This is a genomic window from Pseudomonas sp. H26/SER47-MNA-CIBAN-0231 (genome assembly GCF_040310465.1).
Lineage (GTDB): Bacteria > Pseudomonadota > Gammaproteobacteria > Pseudomonadales > Pseudomonadaceae > Aquipseudomonas > Aquipseudomonas atacamensis.
Genome location: NZ_JBEOPW010000022.1, coordinates 1 through 17,582 on the forward strand (window position 1 = coordinate 1; position 17,582 = coordinate 17,582).

The window sequence follows — 17,582 nt, forward strand, 5'->3', positions numbered from 1 at the left end:
CCGTTTCGACTGCGCCGGAAGTGGGGCGAATTATAGACCTCTGGAATCTGCCGTCAACCGTTAATTTCGCTTTTCTTGCAGATTCTGCTTTTTACCCAGTAAACGCGGGATTCGCTTCATCACCGGCGGCAGACGAAGCAGCAAAAGCACGCCACCTATAAAGGCATAAATGGTCCACTCTTCCAGATCGGCCCGCACGATCCACAGCATATGCAGCAAACCCAGTCCGAGAATCAGGTAAACCAGGCGATGCAGCTTCTTCCAGCGAGCGCCCAAACGACGCTGACTATAACGATTGGACGTCACCGCCAGTATCAGTAATCCGAGAAAGCCCAGCGCACCAACAATAATGTAAGGCCGCTTGCGCAGCTCAACGCCCAACTGCGACCAGTCGAATCCGAGGATAAACGCCATATAGCTGAACAGATGCAGCGTCACATAAGCAAAACACCAAAGCCCTAACTGCCGGCGCACTGCAATCCACCCCGCCCAGCCGCTCAGCTTTTGCAGGGGAGTCATGCTCAGGGTGATCAACAGCAACACCAGCGTGCCAAGCCCGAGACGATCAACCAGCACCTTGCCCGGATCAGGCCCGAGCAGATCGGCGAACGCTTGATAGAACCACAGCAATGGCCAGACCGCCGCAGCAATGAACACGCCCACTCGCCAGAACGGATAGCGCATCAGTAGTTCTTCCGCAGATCGAGCCCTGTATATAAAGAAGCGACTTCATCCGAGTAGCCGTTGAACATCTGCGTGTCGCGCACATTCGGTTTGAACAGGCTGTTCGGCAAGCGCCGCTCGCGCGCCTGGGTCCAGCGTGGATGGTCGACGGTAGGATTCACATTCGCGTAGAAGCCGTACTCATCGGCAGCAATGCTTTGCCAGGTGGTCTTCGGCTGCTCGCTGACCAGACTGATGCGCACAATGGACTTCACACTTTTAAAGCCGTACTTCCACGGCACCACCAGACGCAAAGGTGCGCCGTTCTGGTTCGGCAGTTCGCGGCCATACATGCCCACCGCGAGGATCGCCAAAGGATTCATCGCCTCATCGAGACGCAAACCTTCGACATACGGCCAGTCGATCAACGCAAAACCGGAACGCTGGCCGGGCATGCTCTTGGGATCCTGCAGGGTTTCGAAGCGGATGTACTTGGCCTTGGAAGTCGGCTCGACCTGTTTGAGCAAGGCCGAGATGGGAAAGCCGATCCAGGGAATGACCATCGACCACGCCTCGACGCAGCGCAGACGATAGATACGCTCCTCCAATTGATACGGTTTCATGAAGTCTTCCAGCGCATAACGCCCTGGCTTACCCACCTCCCCGTCAATCACCACGCTCCAGGGTTCGGTTTTCAGGTCGCCAGCATTCCTCGCCGGATCGCCCTTGCCGGTACCGAACTCATAAAAGTTGTTGTAGTTCGTCGCGTCTTTATAAGGCGTGATCGCCTCATCCTTGACGTTGACCGCCCCCCATTGTGTAGAAGGGAGCTTTTCGGCAAACCAGGCCGGAGCCTTGCCGGATTCAACATCAGAGTAGCGAGGGGCATCAGCGGCACTGGCCCAGCGTGGCAGGCTGCTCATGGCAATACCGGCAGCAGTGGCGCCGAGCAATTGGCGACGGGAAAGATAAATGGCTTCAGGCGTGACATCCGACTCATGGCAGTCGGATGCTTTGGGGATCTTGATCAACATGACAACTCCGCAGCTTTGGAGGACAGGTGCACCCATAGACTGCGGAGTATGCGGGAAATTACATCACTCGGCGTTTTTGTGACGACGAAGACGCAACAGATATTGCACCGGACCGGACGCCGCATAGGCGAGGAACACCAACAGCAAAATGCGCGGCGGATCACTGAACACGACAGCGAATACCAGCACCACCGCCAGGATCGCCACGAACGGCACGCGACCTTTGAGATCCAGCTCCTTGAAGCTGTTGTACTTGATGTTGCTGACCATCAGCATGCCGGCCGCCGCCACCATCAAGGCCACCAGGAACGACATCTTCGAACCCTGGATGCCGTAATCGCTGAACGCCCAGACAATGCCGGCCACAACACCTGCCGCCGCCGGGCTGGCCAGACCGATGAAGTAGCGTTTGTCCGCCGTGCCGACCTGGGTGTTGAAACGCGCCAGACGCAACGCCGCACCCGCTACATATATGAAGGCGACCATCCAGCCGACCTTGCCCATGTCGCCCAGCGCCCAGCCGAAGGCCAGCAATGCCGGCGCTACGCCGAACGCGACCATGTCCGACAGCGAGTCATACTCGGCGCCGAAAGCACTTTGGGTATTGGTCATGCGTGCCACGCGACCATCGAGGCCATCGAGGACCATCGCGACGAAAATCGCGATCGCAGCGAAGGCGAAGTACTTGCTCGCATTCACCGAGTCGCCGGCGCTCAACGCGGCCTGCGCGCTCATCGAGTTGATGATGGAATAGAAGCCTGCGAACAGGTTGGCAGTGGTGAACAGGTTCGGCAGCAGATAGATACCACGATGCCGGACTTTACGACCTTCGGCGTCGTGCCCTTCTTCGATGTGTTCATCGATGGGCAACAGGCTTTCGGCGTCGGAAGCCTTGTTCGGCTCTTCGGGACGTTCGCTCATGGACATTACCTTGCAACGGTTTGGAAAAAATTCGACAGAGGCTTGAGGACGACAGTTCGGCCACAAACGATGCAGCTTTATACCAGAAGCACCGGCCCAAACGAAAAAACGCGGCCGAGGCCGCGTTTTTCGTACAAGCAACGACGACTCAGTTCTTGGCTTTGTCGACGATCTTGTTGGCACCGATCCACGGCATCATGGAGCGCAGTTGCTCGCCGATGACCTCGATACCGTGAGCGGCGTTGTTACGACGCTTGGCGGTCATCGAAGGGTAGCCGGTTGCGCCTTCGCTGATGAACATTTTGGCGTATTCGCCGTCCTGAATACGTTTCAGGGCGTTGCGCATGGCCTGACGGGATTCGGCGTTGATCACTTCCGGGCCAGTCACGTACTCACCGTACTCGGCGTTGTTGGAGATCGAGTAGTTCATGTTGGCGATACCGCCTTCGTACATGAGGTCAACGATCAGCTTCAGTTCGTGCAGGCACTCGAAGTAGGCCATTTCCGGCGCGTAGCCAGCTTCAACCAGAGTTTCGAAACCGGCTTTCACCAGTTCAACGGTACCGCCACACAGAACGGCTTGTTCGCCGAACAGGTCGGTTTCGGTCTCGTCCTTGAAGGTGGTTTCGATGATGCCGGTACGACCGCCACCGACGCCAGCAGCGTAGGACAGTGCGACGTTCTTGGCGTTGCCCGAGGCGTCCTGGTAGATCGCGATCAGGTCAGGGATACCGCCGCCTTTGACGAACTCGGAACGCACGGTGTGGCCCGGGGCTTTCGGCGCGATCATGATCACGTCGAGGTCGGCACGCGGAACAACCTGGTTGTAGTGAATCGCGAAGCCGTGGGAGAAGGCCAGAGTGGCGCCTTTCTTGATGTTCGGCTCGATTTCGTTCTTGTACAGCGAGGACTGGAACTCGTCTGGGGTGAGGATCATGACCAGGTCGGCAGCGGCAACAGCGGAAGCCACGTCGGTCACTTTCAGGCCGTGAGCTTCGGCTTTGGCAACGGTGGCCGAACCTTTACGCAGACCGACGGTAACGTCGACACCGGAGTCTTTCAGGTTGCACGCCTGAGCGTGGCCCTGGGAGCCGTAACCGATGATGGCAACTTTCTTGCCCTGGATGATCGACAGGTCGCAGTCTTTATCGTAGAAAACTTTCATGAATTTCCCCTTATATCCGGCCGTTCAGGCCATGCGCTAATTTGGTTTAGATGCTGAGTACTTTGTCGCCGCGAGCAATGCCGGTCACGCCGCTACGGACGGTCTCCAGAATCGATGCGGTGCCGATGGACTGAATGAAGCTGTCGAGCTTGTCGCTGGTACCGGTCAATTGAACGGTATACACGCTGGCGCTGACATCCACGATCTGCCCACGGTAGATATCGGTGGTGCGTTTGATCTCGGCGCGCTGGGCGCCAGTGGCCTTGACCTTGACCAGCATCAGTTCACGCTCGATGTGAGCGCTTTCCGACAGGTCCACCAGCTTGACCACTTCGATCAGCTTGTTCAGGTTTTTGGTGATCTGCTCGATCACTTCATCGTGGCCCACGGTGGTCAGCGTCAGACGCGACAGGGTCGGGTCTTCGGTCGGGGCCACGGTCAGGCTTTCGATGTTGTAGTTGCGCTGCGAGAACAGGCCGACTACGCGAGACAGAGCGCCGGGTTCGTTTTCCAGAAGCAGGGAAATAATGTGCCGCATGATTAAGTACGCTCCGTCTTGCTCAGCCACATATCGCGCATGGAGCCGTCTTTGATCTGCATCGGGTAGACGTGCTCGCTGGTGTCGACCGCAACATCGATGATCACCAGGCGATCCTTCATGGCAAACGCTTCGGCCATCTTCGACTTCAAATCTTTCGATTCGGTGATGCGTACGCCAACGTGGCCGTAGGCTTCAGCCAGCTTGATGAAGTCGGGCAGCGATTCCATGTAGGAGTGCGAGTGACGGCTGCCGTAACTCATGTCCTGCCACTGGCGAACCATGCCCAGCACACCGTTGTTGAGGATGACGATCTTCACCGGCAAGCCGTATTGCAGGCAGGTCGACAGCTCCTGGATATTCATCTGGATACTGCCTTCGCCGGTGACGCAGGCAACGTCATCGTCCGGGAAGCTCAGTTTGATGCCCATCGCGGCTGGCAGACCGAAGCCCATCGTGCCCAGACCACCGGAGTTGATCCAGCGGTTCGGCTTGTTGAACGTGTAGTACTGCGCGGCAAACATCTGGTGCTGACCGACGTCGGAGGTCACAAAGGCGTCGCCCTTGGTCACTTCGCAGAGGGTTTCGATCACGGTCTGCGGCTTGATCTTGCTGCCGTCGCCCTTTTCATAAGGGAACAGGCCGCGATCACCGCGCCATTCATCGACCTGCTTCCACCAGCTGGCTACGGACTCCTTGTTCGGGGTCTCGCCGATTTCCTTGAGGATCGCGACCATTTCGGTCAGGACGCTCTCGACCGGACCCACGATTGGCACGTCGGCCTTGATGGTCTTGGAAATCGACGCCGGGTCGATGTCGATATGGATGATCTTGGCGTTCGGGCAGAATTTCGCCGGGCCGTTGATCACCCGATCGTCGAAGCGTGCGCCCACTGCGAGGATCACGTCGGCGTGGTGCATCGCCAGGTTCGCGGTGTAGCTGCCGTGCATACCCAGCATGCCGATGAACTGACGGTCAGTGCCAGGGAATGCGCCCAGACCCATCAAGGTGTTGGTCACCGGCAGGTTGAGCATTTTTGCCAGTTCGGTCAGTTGCGCGGAGCCATTGCCGAGAATCACGCCGCCGCCGGAGTACAGCACCGGGCGCTTGGCCGCCAACAACATTTCTGCTGCTTTGCGGATCTGCCCGGAGTGACCGCGAACGGCCGGGCTGTAGGAGCGCAGCTTGGCTTTTTTCGGAAAAACGTATTCGAACTTTTCGGCCGGGTTGGTCATGTCTTTCGGGATGTCGACCACGACCGGGCCCGGACGACCGGATTGCGCCAGGTAGAAGGCCTTCTTCATGACTTCCGGGATTTCCGAAGCGTGCTTGATCATGAAGCTGTGCTTCACGATCGGCCGGGAGATACCGATCATGTCGGTTTCCTGGAACGCGTCGGTGCCGACCATGGTGCTTGGCACCTGACCGGAAATGATCACCATCGGAATCGAGTCCATGTAGGCGGTGGCGATACCGGTGATGGCGTTTGTGGCGCCTGGACCGGAAGTCACCAATACCACGCCGGCTTTACCGGTGGCACGGGCGTAGCCGTCAGCCATATGGGTCGCCGCTTGTTCGTGACGAACCAGGATGTGGGTCACTTCCGGTTCTTTGAACAGGGCATCGTAAACATGCAGGAGAGCACCACCCGGGTACCCGTAGATATATTTGACGCCTTCGTCACGCAAAAAGCGGACGAGCATCTCACCGCCAGATAAAAGCTCCACGTTGTTCACCTCTAAAACGCCAGAATACCGTCCACAAAAAAGGGGCGGGTCTTAATAGGTTTACTTCTCGGCAGAGCATGAGCGACGGTGGTCGCCGACTACGTCAGCACTGACTGAGCAAGTATTGGGATCGTCCCAAGTGTTGCGGGCCTTTCCCACCCAGCGCGAGGTAACGCGTTGCGGGTGTAACAGGTCGGCGCGGATGTGCGCCTCATGATCTACCGAGTGGGTCTGCTTCTGGCAGTCCCTCTACAGCGGACTTTGGATTCTTCTGTTTCGCCCTCTGCAAGTCAAGTCGTCTGTGTGGTTAATTGTGGGTAAGCACATGAGAACGCAAGAAAAAACCTGAAAAGCGCTACTCTGTTAGCGTCAATTGCGCATTTTTGCCAAGGAATCAGCATGCGAACGCTCCTCCTCACTCTGCTGATCGGCCTCAGCCCATGGTGCTCGGCCGCTCAAATCTACAAATGGGTCGATGCCCAAGGCGTCACGCATTTCGATGCACAACCGCCGCAGGGCCAACCGGCGACGACCGTACAGACACCCTCCTCACCCGCGCCGAAAGCTGCGCCGATGCCGGGCGGCGGCGTACTTGGCGATCAGAAAGCCATTGATGCCAAGGTGAAGAAACAGGTCGCCGAGCAGCAGGCGCAGCTCAAGGCATTTTGCGAGCAGGCACGCAGGAACCTGGCGCAACTGCAGAACAATCCGCGCTTGCGTGAGGAGGTTGAGGGGGATTTGCGCAGGCTCGACGATACACAGCGTCAGGAACGCATCGTCGAAGCGAAGAAGCAGATTGCCGAGAACTGCCAGTAGGCCTGGCAGTTTCCAGTTTAGTTCAGCGGGACGCAGTGATCAGCAGGTCGAACTCTTTGAGCAGCACCTGCAACTGCCGATCCTTGCCGCCAAGGTTGCGCTGGGCGAAGACCATTTCCGCCATTTCCTGAATGCCCGAGGCATTCGGCAGCGGCAGATCCTGCTCAAGGATCATCTTCATGCGCGGCAGGAAGATCCATTGCAGCCATTGCTCGAAGTCCAGCGTGTCGACCGAAAACGGCTCGACACTGCTCAGCGCTTCGGCGGACGGCTGAACTTCATCCCACCAACCCTGGGTGCGCAGCTCGCGTTCGATCAGCAACAGCTGATCGGCGATTTTCGGGAAGCGCACGTCCATCACAGGGAAACCTTGGCCTTCTGACGGGCCAGTGCGGCGCCGGCGGAATCGCCTTGTTTCTCACGAGACTGAGCGATGATTTCCCACAGGCTGGCTTGCAGATCCGGACGACCGTTGGCCATGGTCAGCGCACGACGGGCAAATTGCTCGGCTTGCGGCGCATCGCCTTGGGCCATACGTACTTGCGCCAAACGGTAAAGCACTTGTGGCTCACGGGGGGCGACACGTTGCGCGCGCTCCAGGCTGGAAGAAGCGCCGTTGAGGTCGCCGCCGGCCTGTTGCTGTTGCGCGGTGGTCAGCAAGGCGAGTACCGGACCGTCCAGTTGCTCATCCGCCGACAGGCCACCGCCACTGCTGGCCGAAGGAATGCCACTTGGCGTCGACGGCATGCTGTAGCTGCCGGAGTTGATCGGCGCCGACTCAACCGCCGATGGGTTGTACGGCCCCGACGTAATGCCTCCGGATGCAGGCCCCGGGACGATCGGCGAAGAGCTGATCGGTGTCGACACTGCCGCACCGCCGCCCGGCACCATCACCACTACGCCGGTATCGCCTTGCGGAATCGCCTGAGGCTGGCCCTGCACCGGGCGCTTGACCGTGGTCTGGCGAAAACCGCCATTGGCGCCGATGCGTTCGCTGTTGGACACGGCCGTGCCCGAATCCACCACGGGAATCGAACCACGCTGTACGGTGGAGCAGCCGCTGAGCAAAGCCACGGCGGTCACCGCTGGAATCAACCACTTGTTCACTTGAAACCCTCTTTGCTTAATTCATCCAGCCCTTGACCCAGTCCATCACCGATTCCGGCGAGGCAGGTGTTTCGCTTGCACACGCGGCGCCGGGTGGCGGCTCGCTGCCGCGAATATACGGCATCTGTACCGCGCCGGGGCAGTTGGCATCCGAACCCTGGCCGGTGCGCGAATCGACCCAGGCCTGCACGACGTTGTCCGGCTGCGGCATGTCCAGCGGCAGCGGATCGGCCTTGCGCATGAAACTGGTCCAGACCTGCAACGCACCGGTGGCCCCGGTGAACGGCGTCTTGCCGTTGTCGTCGCGGCCGAGCCAGACCACTGCCAGCAGATCCTGACTGAAACCGGCAAACCAGCTGTCGCGCGAATCGTTACTGGTACCGGTCTTGCCCGCCAGTGTCAGGGTCTTGGGCAGCACGTTATAAACCGAACTGCCGGTACCTTCACGCATCACCCGCTGCATGGCGTTCTGGATCAGGTAAATCGAGGCCGGGTCGAAACGCTGCTCGATCTGGAACGGATAACGCTTGAGCGGCTCGCCCTCGGCGGTCAGCACGCTGCGAATGCCGCGCATCGGCGTATTGAAACCACCGTTGGCCAGCGTCTGGTACATGGTCGCCACTTCGATCGGCGTCATACCGCCAGCACCGAGCAGCATCGACGGGAACGCCGGGAATTCACGAGTAACGCCGAGGCGACCCACGGTCTTGAGCACATTCGGCACGCCGACTTCCAGGCCCAGACGCGAGGTCGACAGGTTGTAGGAATGCGCCAGGCCCTGATAGAGGAAAACCGTACCGTGGGAGCGGCGATCGTAGTTCTGCGGCTTCCACACCTGACCGTTGGCGCCCTTGACCGACAGCGGATCGTCCGACAGCCAACTGGTCAGCGTGTACTGGCTTGGCTTCTCAAGCGCGGTCAGATACACCGCCGGTTTGATCAAAGAACCAATCGGGCGCACCGCATCCAGCGCGCGGTTGAAGCCGGCATAACTGGCCTGACGGCTGCCGATCATCGCCTGGACTTCACCGGTTTCCGGGTTGGTCACGACCATCGCCGCTTCGACGTCATCCGAGCCCTTGCGCCCGGCCAGACGCTTGAACGTGTCGTTGACCGAGGCTTCGGCTTTCATCTGCAGAATCGGGTCGAAACTGGTAAAGATGCGCAGGCCTTCTTCGGTCAAGTCTTCGTCGCGGTAGTCTTCGCGCAACTGACGTTTGACCAGGTCGATAAAGCCCGGGAACGAGCTGTCGGCGAGCTTGCCGCGAGTCGTCACGCCGAGCGGCATTTTCTTCGCCGCCTCGACCTGTTCGGGGGTTGCCACGCCTTGCTGCGCCAGCACGTCGAGGACCAGATTACGCCGCTCCAGCGCGCGCTCCGGGTTACGACGCGGGTTGTAGTAGGACGGCCCCTTGACCATGCCGACCAGCAGCGCTACCTGATGCAGTTTCAGCTCGGACAATGGCTGGCCGAAGAAGAACTGACTGGCCAGACCGAAACCGTGCACCGCACGCTGGCCGTCCTGACCGACGAAGACTTCGTTGAGGTAGGCCTCAAGAATTTCCTTCTTGTCGTAATGCAGTTCGAGCAGCAACGCCATCATCGCTTCGGTGAGCTTGCGGGTCAGGCTGCGTTCGCTAGTCAGGTAGAAGTTTTTCACCAACTGCTGGGTCAGCGTACTGCCGCCCTGGGTCATCTTGCCGCCGGAGGTGTTGATCCACACGGCGCGGGCGATCGATTTCGGCGACACGCCCCAGTGGCTGTAGAAGTCGCGGTCTTCCACAGCGATCAAGGTTTCGAGCAGGTACGGCGGCACTTGATCGAGTTTGATCAGGATGCGGTCTTCGAGATTTTTCGGGTAAATGCCGCCGATCATCAGCGGCTCGAGGCGCACCACCGACAGTTTCGAACCGTTGGTCGAGGACAGTTCGGCGACGTAGTCGCCGGAGAAGCGCACACGCACTGGCTGCGGCTTTTCCAGACCTTCATAGAACTGGAAGCCACGGGTGTTCAGGTCAACCGTATTGCCGCTGACGGCTGCGGCGCCGGGGCCATTGCTCACGGCTTCGCGGCGATAGCCGAGGGCATCGAGTTCGGTGAGGAAATCGTCCTTGCTGAGCTTCTGTCCGACGAACAGCTCGAGCGGGCGCGCGTACACCTTGGCCGGAATGGTCCAGCGCTTGCCGGAGAACTTCTCCTGCACCACGGCATCGAGGTAAACGGCGAAGCCGGCTAGCACTACAAGGCCGACCAGGCTGAGTTTAATGGCCCAGCTCAACCATGGGCTGAGGCCCTTGGCTGGTGGTTTTTTCTTGGTACGGGGGGATCGGGATCGAGTCATGGCGGCGGATTATACGCACTTTATCGATCCTCAACAGGCACGCGCGGAGGTTTGCGTCAGGCGGGCAAGCAGCCATAATGGCCGCCTCGAATTCCCCCGCCTCTGAAGGATCGCCCGTGAGCCAGTCCCTGATCGCTGCCCTGCAAAACCCGGCCCTCTACCCGCATCCCGTCGAAGGGTTTCAGGTCATCGAAACCCACATCTCGTGGGTGATTCTCACCGGGCCCTTTGCCTATAAAGTGAAGAAGCCGGTGAATTTCGGCTTCCTCGACTTCACCAGCCTCGACGCACGTGCGCATTTCTGCGCTGAAGAGCTGCGTCTGAACCAGCGTCTGACCGCTGATTTGTATCTGGACGTGTTGCCAATCACCGGCAGCGTCGAGGCACCGCAATTGGGCGGCGACGGCCCGGCTATCGAATACGTGCTGAAAATGCGCCAGTTCCCCCAGAGCGGGCTGCTCAGCACCCTGCAAGCCAATGGCGAACTGACCACTCAGCACATCGATGCGTTGGCCGAACAGATCGCCCATTTCCACCTCAACGCGCCGAAGGTCCCGGCCGAACACGACGCCGGCACGCCGGACAGCGTGATGGCGCCGGTCGCGCAAAACTTCGAGCAGATCCTGCCGTTCCTCAGCGACAAAAACGATTTGCTGCAACTCGATGCCCTGAAAGCCTGGGCCGAAAGCAGCTTCGAGCGCCTCAAGCCCCTGTTCGCCCAGCGCAAGTCACAAGGTTTCACCCGTGAATGCCACGGCGACATCCATTTGGGCAACGCCACGGTCATCGACGGCAATGTGGTGATCTTCGACTGCATCGAGTTCAACGAGCCATTCCGTTTCACTGATGTCTGGGCCGACACCGGCTTCCTCGCCATGGACCTGGAAGACCGTGGCCTGAAATCGCTCGCGCGTCGCCTCATCAGCCAGTACCTGGAACTGACCGGCGACTATGAGGGCCTGGAAGTGCTGAACTTCTATAAAGCCTACCGCGCGCTGGTGCGGGCCAAGGTGGCATTGTTCAGCATGCCGGCCGACGCGACTGCGGTGCAGCGCGCCACCACCCTGCGTCAGTACCGCAACTACGCCAACCTGGCGGAAAGCTACAGCACCATTCCTTCGCGTTTCATGGCCATTACCCACGGTGTTTCCGCAGTCGGCAAGAGCCATGTGGCCATGCGCCTGGTCGAAGCGCTGGGCGCGATTCGCCTGCGTTCCGATGTCGAGCGCAAGCGCCTGTTTGGCGAGCAGACCGTTGCCAACGATGTGCAGGCGGGCATTTACAGCGCCGATGCCAGCACCGCGACCTATGCGCGCCTGCATGAAATCGCCGAGGTGATCCTGCACGCCGGCTTCCCGGTAGTGATCGACGCGACTTACCTCAAGCGTGAGCAGCGCGACAACGCGGCGAAGATTGCCGAAGCCACCGGCACGCCGTTCCTGATCCTCGACTGCAACGCACCGCAAGCCGTGATCGAGAGCTGGCTGGCGATGCGCCAGGCCGACCAGAAGGATCCGTCCGACGCCACCCTCGCCGTGATCGAAGCGCAGCAGGCCAACCGCGAAGCGCTGACGCCGGAAGAAATCCTGCGCAGCAAACGCGTGCAGACCAATGAATCCGGCACGCTGGACACCGTGGTCGCGCAGATCCGTCAGCGCCTGCCGGGTCTGTAAAAAACTATTTCGGCCGTGAAGCCCTCGCTCGCTTCACGGCCGGCAAATAGTGGCACTATACTGGCGTCATAAAACCAACAGGTGATCTGACATGAGCCAGCCAAAACTGCTCGACACTCCGCTTTACGCCCTGCTGCACAAAGATGACGTCGCAGGCTTCAACAAGGAACGCCCACTGGATGGTCCGATCGACATGGTCGGCGGCGATTTCCGGGGCCTCGACCTGCGCGAGCTGAACGCCGACGGCGTGGATTTCCGCGATGCGTACTTCCGCTCCGCCGACCTGCGCGGCATCGACTTCCGCAAGGCTTCGCTCGAAGGCGCCAGCCTGGCCCATGCGCAAATCTCCGGGGCGTACTTTCCGCCAGAGCTGAGTGCTGACGAGATTCTGATGTCGATGAATTTCGGCACGCGGTTGCGCTATCGCACCCGCTGAAATCTGGAAATCTTCCTGACGCCACGCCTTTCCCCTGTGGGAGCGAGCCTGCTCGCGAAGGCGTAGTGTCAGCTGATATCGATTGTGTCTGATACGCCCTCTTCGCGAGCAGGCTCGCTCCCACATTGTTAACGCCTAACTCGCTTCCCTCTGCGTTCGCAGGTCCTTTACCCCCCCTTTCTTAGAAGCTTTTGCGTCGGATCCGATCAAACAACCACGCTTTTCCTACTGATGGCTACACTGCTGAGAAGCTCGCCCACGCACCATTCGGCCGTCGCAAGGAGGCTTGATGAATGATGAACTGCAACACCTGAAAAATCTTGGCAAGACATCGGCGCAATGGCTGCATGCCGTGGGCATCCACAGCGCCTCGGACTTGCGTCGCCTCGGTGCAGTGGATGCCTACCGGGCCGTGCGTACTCGGGGGTTTCGCGCATCGAAGGTGTTGTTGTATGCGATCGAAGGCGCGTTGATGGACGTGCACTGGAACGACATCCCCGCCGAGCGCAAGGACGCCTTGAACAAACAGCTCGAAGCCATTTCCGCGCGCCACAAGAACTGAACAGGCGCTGACGCCATGTATTTACTGGGGGAACAATCGGCCCACGCCGACGCATTGATCAATCGCTTGCAGAGTATTCCTGGGCAGTGGCTGCTGGATTTGTCGCCGTGCGCGCCGGTCATCGAGCTGGAGGCAACGGACGATCTGTTTGCACAGTTGCCGGAAGATCAGTTGTTTCTGCTGAGCGAGGGCGTGGTGCATGGCTGCATCGCGGGCCGTGCGCTGTTCTACTGGCAGGAAGGTGATCTGCTCGGCCTGCAACGTGGCGAGCAATGGAGCGACTGTCGCATTTGCAGCGACAGCGCTGTGCGCCTGGTGCCCTATGGGCGCGCTGAGGTTTTGCAGTATTTGTATGCCGACCCTGATCGAGCGGAGCAGTTGCTGAGCTATCTGCTCGGGCAAATGGCGCTGCTCGCCCATGCCGTGGCCGAGTTGAAACCCCGGGAGTTCCGCAGCACCAACGGCTTAAAACGCGTTGAGGCGGGCGCCGTACTGATTCAACAGGGCGATGCAGCGGATCACGTCTTCGTGATTATCGACGGGCATGCCGAGGCATTTGTTGACGGGCACAAGGTCGGTGACGTGGCCAAGGACGAGATTTTCGGCGCCATGGCGTTGTTTACCGGCGAGCCGCGCAACGCTTCGGTGGTGACGTCCGAGCCGAGCACGGTGATGTTGATTCCCGGTGATCAATTTTTGAGCATGACCCGCAGCAATCCGAAGATCGCCCATAGCCTGATTGAGGGCATGGCTCGACGCATCGGCCAGTTGAATCGCCAGATCACGCAGTTGACGACGCAGCGCACCTAGCGCAAAGCCCTTTATTCACAGGGCCTCACCACCGCTCGCAAAACTAAATTACAGATTTGCAAAATCAGCGGTTGACGCGGTAATGAGAATCGCTATGATTATCACAACTGGTCGCGAGATCAGTCGATATTCTGAAAAGCCCTTGGTTCGGACTCTCAGATTATCTCCTCATCAGGCTAATCACGGTTATTTGACCCGGTTTTTTACCGGGTCTTTTTTTGCCTGTGGAAAAGTCATTTAGCGAATTGCTGGCGCATCTGCTCGCAGTAATCCGGCTTCGGCGTGGCCGGCGTGTACCAGACGTAATCGGCCATCGCCGCCGATACCGCAGCGCCCTGCTCGGCCAGCATCAATACGATCGGCGCCTTGCCAGCGCCGAGATCCGACAGATGCAGCGGCACGCCAACATCCTTGCGCGCATGCCAGGCACCGGCCAGCAGAATCGAAGGCATCGGCGCCGCCAGCATGCGTTCGGCCATGCGTCGATCACGCTGTTGCTGAATTGCCAACATCGCCGGCATCTGTGATTCGGGCAGCAAGCCGCAGTGGGATTCACTGATTTGCCCAAGCAAAGTTTTTTTAACCGACGGCGAATTGCTGCGCGGACCGTTCAGAGCAGGTGGATTGCGGTAGAACGCGCGGATTTCGCTGTCATCGAGATTGGCCGCCAGCAACGGATACGGCTGCGACAGGGCAAAGCGCACGATCGGCCCGTAAAGGTTCCAGTCCCAGCCCTCTTGCCAGGCCAATGCCGCGGGCAGATCTGCCGGAACGGATTTCGACTGGCGTGCCGCATCGACTTTCGCTTGTTGAACCGGCGAGAGCATTTCCAGCAGCAGACTGCCTTGCGCTCGCTGCTCGCCGAGCGACTGCAACAGCCACAACTGTGCGGCATGGTGATCGGCGTTGTCGTGCTGCTCACCGATGATCAAAGGCTCAGGCTCAGCCAGACGCGTCAGCAATTGCTGCGCCGTAAGTACCTCGCCGCTGCGCAGATCGCGGATATCGCCGCCCACCGGTGGAGCCGCCACATGCTGACACCCTGCGAGCAACACCAGTGCCAACAACCACAATCCACGCATGCGACACCTCGATGATTGATCAGCGGGCGATGATCAGCGGATGCCCACGCTCCGGGTGCGGCTGCACCAAAACCTCCAGGCCGAACACTGCTTTGAGCGTATCCGGGCGCAGCACCTGCTGCGGAGTATCCAGCGCAACCGGGCGCCCCTCCTCCAGCAACAGCACGCGATCACAATAGCGTGCCGCCAGATTCAGATCATGCAGGATCACCAGTACCGTCGCGCCGCGATCGGCGAACTCGCGCACCGCCTGCAAGGTGGTGTGCTGATGCAGCGGATCGAGCATCGACGTCGGTTCGTCGAGCAACAGGGTTTGCCCGGCCTGACCCGGCCAGAGTTGCGCCAGCACCCGCGCCAGATGCACGCGCTGACGCTCGCCACCGGACAACGCCAGATAGCTGCGCCCACTCAGATGGCTGGCGTCGGCGGCGGCCAGCGCTGCCGCGACAATCTCGTCGTCGCGCACGCGCCCGGTCTGGTACGGCAAACGGCCCATGCCGACGACCTCCTCCACGGCGAAGGCAAAATCCAGCGTCGAAACCTGCGGCAACACCGCCAGTCGTTGTGCCCGCTGCGTTCCGCTCCAGTGGCTCAAAGTCTGACCATCGAGCGAGACATTGCCGTCGCTGGCGGGCAACTCACCACACAATGCGCCAAGCAACGTGCTCTTGCCGGCGCCGTTCGGTCCCAGCACGCCAAGCACTTGACCGGGTTCGAGCCCGAGCGTAACCCCACTGAGCACAGCCTTACGGCCACGGCGGACATGCAGATTGTGCGCAGACAACATCAGGCACGCCCTCGCAGCAGCAGATAAAGGAAGAACGGCGCACCGATAAACGCGGTGACAATGCCGATCGGCAACTCCGCCGGCGCCAGCGCCAGGCGCGCCACCAGATCGGCGAGCAATAACAGGCTCGCACCCGCCAAAACCGAGGCTGGCAACAGAACTTTGTGATCGGGGCCGGCCAGCAGGCGCACCAGATGCGGCACCACCAGCCCGACAAAACCGATCATGCCCGCCGCCGCCACCGCCGCGCCGACACCCAGCGCGGTGCAGAACACCAGTTCGCGCTTGAGCCGTTCGACATCGATGCCCAGATGACCGGCCTCGGATTCACCGAGCAACAAGGCATTCAATGCCTTGGCCCGACGCGGCAGCCACAGCGCCACGCCGATGGTGATGATCAGCAGAGGCCAAAGCCGCGCGTAACTGGCGCCGTTGAGGCTGCCCAGGTTCCAGAACGTCAGGGTGCGCAGCGTGGCGTCATCGGCCAGATAAGTGAACAGACCGACCGCCGAACTGGCCAGCGCCGTCAGCGCGATACCGGCCAGCAACATGGTCGCCACATGGGTCTGACCGTTGCGCCGGCCCAGCCGGTAGACCAGCGTCGTCACTCCAAGTCCGCCAAGAAACGCACACACCGACAACAGATACGGCCCGAACCACTCCGGCAGGCCGCCAAAGAACGAGCCGCCGACAATCGCAATCGCCGCGCCGAGTGCCGCGCCACTGGACACCCCGACCAGCCCTGGATCGGCCAGCGGATTACGAAACAGGCCCTGCATCGCCACCCCGGACAGCGCCAGCACGCCGCCGACCGCCAAGCCGAGCAAGGTTCGCGGCAGGCGGATCTGGCCGAGAATCAGCTCGGCCTGCTCCAGCCCTTCCGGCGCCAACGGCACGCCGATCAGACGCAGCGCCGCGCGCAGGGTATCGAACAACGGCAGGCTCACCGGCCCCAATGCCAGCGACAGCCAGATCGCCAGCAGACACAGCAATGTCAGGCCGATAAACAAGCCACGGGGTTTGACCAGTGTGGTCATTGGCCGCCCTTGGCCGGGTAGAAGCCGTCCGTCAGGGTTTGCAAAGCAGCCGGCAACCGTGGCCCGAGGCCGCCAACCAGCAGCGTCGGATCCAGCTCCATTACCCGCCCGCTCTTGGCCGCCCGGCTGGAATTGAGGATGGGGTTTTCCTTGAACAATGCCGCTTTTGCGGCCTCGCCGGTCAGCGCACGGTCGGCAAACACCAGCACTTCGGGATCAAGGCTGGCGAGGGATTCGACAGAAAACGGTTTGTATCCGGTATGCGTCGCAAGGTTGTGCCCGCCAGCCTGTTGCAGCAACCAATCCGCTGCGGTGTCCTTGCCGGCGATCAACGGCTTGCCGCCAGCGTGCCCGAGCAACAGCAACACGCCCGGAGCTTTCTGCGTGGTCTGCACTTGGGCAACGCGCGCTTTCTGCGCCTGAAGCTGCTGTTGATAACTCTGCAGCAGCTGCGCTGCCTGGCTTTGTGCGCCGAGCAACTGGCCCAAACGAGTGACATTCTTTTCCAGCGTCGGCAGATCAGGCTGTGCCGAGAACAGCTCGACGTTCACTTTGGCGGCTTTGACTTGCGCCAGAACCGGCGGCGGGCCCATTTCTTCGGTACCGACCAGAATGTCCGGGCGCAGGCTCAAGATGCCTTCGGCCGACAGGCTGCGCTGATAACCAATACTCGGCAGCGCCTGCAACGATTGGGGATGCTGACTGGTGGTGTCGACCCCTACCAGCTTCGACTCACCACCCAACGCGCTGACCCATTCCGACAGCGCACCGCCGGCGCTGACCCAGCGTTGCGGTAAATCCGCTGCGCTCGCCTGATGGCTGAGAAAAAGGCCGACGCACAGTACGGCAACGCGGGTTTTCAGGCGCATACGCAGCTTCCTTG

At 60.3% G+C, this 17,582-nt stretch carries 18 protein-coding genes; 5 read left to right on the top strand and 13 right to left on the bottom strand.

Features of this window, described 5'->3' with window-relative positions; genetic code table 11:
• Nucleotides 1–60: 60 nt before the first annotated feature.
• From msrQ to AAEZ10_RS24430, 6 genes are all read right to left on the bottom strand, one after another.
• Nucleotides 61–684, bottom strand: coding sequence for a protein-methionine-sulfoxide reductase heme-binding subunit MsrQ (msrQ, locus tag AAEZ10_RS24405; RefSeq protein WP_024014316.1), 624 nt, complete (start codon nt 682–684; stop codon nt 61–63).
• On the bottom strand, nt 684–1,697 hold the full coding sequence (gene msrP, locus AAEZ10_RS24410; protein ID WP_130928550.1) for a protein-methionine-sulfoxide reductase catalytic subunit MsrP: 1,014 nt from the start codon (nt 1,695–1,697) through the stop codon (nt 684–686). Before msrP ends, msrQ begins: the two co-directional genes overlap by 1 nt.
• 63 nt (nt 1,698–1,760) lie before the next feature.
• Nucleotides 1,761–2,618, bottom strand: a complete 858-nt coding sequence (pssA, locus tag AAEZ10_RS24415; protein WP_016773182.1) for a CDP-diacylglycerol--serine O-phosphatidyltransferase — start codon at nt 2,616–2,618, stop codon at nt 1,761–1,763.
• Nucleotides 2,619–2,766: 148 nt separating this feature from the next.
• Entirely contained in the window at nt 2,767–3,783 is a 1,017-nt protein-coding gene (gene ilvC / locus AAEZ10_RS24420; RefSeq protein ID WP_007909969.1) for a ketol-acid reductoisomerase, read from the bottom strand.
• A gap of 46 nt (nt 3,784–3,829) precedes the next feature.
• The gene (ilvN, locus tag AAEZ10_RS24425) at nt 3,830–4,321 is read right to left on the bottom strand and encodes an acetolactate synthase small subunit (RefSeq protein WP_003176102.1); all 492 of its coding nucleotides are present in this window, start codon (nt 4,319–4,321) and stop codon (nt 3,830–3,832) included.
• Between the two features lie 2 nt (nt 4,322–4,323).
• A complete protein-coding gene (locus tag AAEZ10_RS24430) occupies nt 4,324–6,048 on the bottom strand; it encodes an acetolactate synthase 3 large subunit (protein ID WP_039761986.1) in 1,725 nt (574 codons plus the stop codon).
• A gap of 399 nt (nt 6,049–6,447) precedes the next feature.
• Between AAEZ10_RS24430 and AAEZ10_RS24435 the strand changes: the two genes are divergently transcribed.
• Nucleotides 6,448–6,864, top strand: coding sequence for a DUF4124 domain-containing protein (locus AAEZ10_RS24435; protein WP_273529014.1), 417 nt, complete (start codon nt 6,448–6,450; stop codon nt 6,862–6,864).
• Between the two features lie 22 nt (nt 6,865–6,886).
• Here AAEZ10_RS24435 and AAEZ10_RS24440 read toward each other — a convergent pair whose 3' ends face one another.
• Genes AAEZ10_RS24440 through mrcB form a run of 3 tightly spaced genes read right to left on the bottom strand, consistent with a single transcriptional unit; the run spans nt 6,887 to nt 10,312 of the window.
• Entirely contained in the window at nt 6,887–7,222 is a 336-nt protein-coding gene (locus AAEZ10_RS24440) for a YqcC family protein (protein WP_073475432.1), read from the bottom strand.
• Nucleotides 7,222–7,971, bottom strand: a complete 750-nt coding sequence (locus AAEZ10_RS24445) for a tetratricopeptide repeat protein (protein WP_073475434.1) — start codon at nt 7,969–7,971, stop codon at nt 7,222–7,224. The genes AAEZ10_RS24440 and AAEZ10_RS24445 overlap by 1 nt, the downstream gene beginning before the upstream one ends.
• Nucleotides 7,972–7,987: 16 nt before the next feature.
• On the bottom strand, nt 7,988–10,312 hold the full coding sequence (gene mrcB / locus AAEZ10_RS24450; protein WP_056790389.1) for a penicillin-binding protein 1B: 2,325 nt from the start codon (nt 10,310–10,312) through the stop codon (nt 7,988–7,990).
• Nucleotides 10,313–10,428: 116 nt separating this feature from the next.
• On the opposite strand from mrcB, the gene AAEZ10_RS24455 reads away from it, so the two are divergent.
• The 4 genes from AAEZ10_RS24455 (at nt 10,429) to AAEZ10_RS24470 (ending at nt 13,793) form a co-directional block, all read left to right on the top strand.
• Entirely contained in the window at nt 10,429–11,985 is a 1,557-nt protein-coding gene (locus tag AAEZ10_RS24455) for a bifunctional aminoglycoside phosphotransferase/ATP-binding protein (protein WP_024014320.1), read from the top strand.
• Nucleotides 11,986–12,076: 91 nt separating this feature from the next.
• Nucleotides 12,077–12,421, top strand: a complete 345-nt coding sequence (locus AAEZ10_RS24460; protein WP_073475441.1) for a pentapeptide repeat-containing protein — start codon at nt 12,077–12,079, stop codon at nt 12,419–12,421.
• 289 nt (nt 12,422–12,710) lie between these two features.
• A complete protein-coding gene (locus AAEZ10_RS24465; protein ID WP_016773175.1) occupies nt 12,711–12,983 on the top strand; it encodes a TfoX/Sxy family protein in 273 nt (90 codons plus the stop codon).
• Nucleotides 12,984–12,998: 15 nt separating this feature from the next.
• Entirely contained in the window at nt 12,999–13,793 is a 795-nt protein-coding gene (locus tag AAEZ10_RS24470) for a Crp/Fnr family transcriptional regulator (RefSeq protein WP_273528940.1), read from the top strand.
• A 233-nt stretch (nt 13,794–14,026) separates the two neighbouring features.
• On the opposite strand, the gene AAEZ10_RS24475 is transcribed toward AAEZ10_RS24470, so the two are convergent.
• The 4 genes from AAEZ10_RS24475 to AAEZ10_RS24490 are packed head-to-tail and all read right to left on the bottom strand — an operon-like array spanning nt 14,027 to nt 17,568.
• Nucleotides 14,027–14,875, bottom strand: a complete 849-nt coding sequence (locus tag AAEZ10_RS24475) for a ChaN family lipoprotein (RefSeq protein ID WP_273525945.1) — start codon at nt 14,873–14,875, stop codon at nt 14,027–14,029.
• A 19-nt stretch (nt 14,876–14,894) separates the two neighbouring features.
• The gene (locus AAEZ10_RS24480; RefSeq protein ID WP_273525944.1) at nt 14,895–15,662 is read right to left on the bottom strand and encodes a heme ABC transporter ATP-binding protein; all 768 of its coding nucleotides are present in this window, start codon (nt 15,660–15,662) and stop codon (nt 14,895–14,897) included.
• Nucleotides 15,662–16,645, bottom strand: a complete 984-nt coding sequence (locus AAEZ10_RS24485) for a FecCD family ABC transporter permease (RefSeq protein ID WP_350571409.1) — start codon at nt 16,643–16,645, stop codon at nt 15,662–15,664. Before AAEZ10_RS24485 ends, AAEZ10_RS24480 begins: the two co-directional genes overlap by 1 nt.
• A 50-nt stretch (nt 16,646–16,695) precedes the next feature.
• Complete coding sequence (locus AAEZ10_RS24490) at nt 16,696–17,568, bottom strand: heme/hemin ABC transporter substrate-binding protein (RefSeq protein WP_122706088.1); 873 nt, start codon at nt 17,566–17,568, stop codon at nt 16,696–16,698.
• Nucleotides 17,569–17,582: the final 14 nt, after the last annotated feature.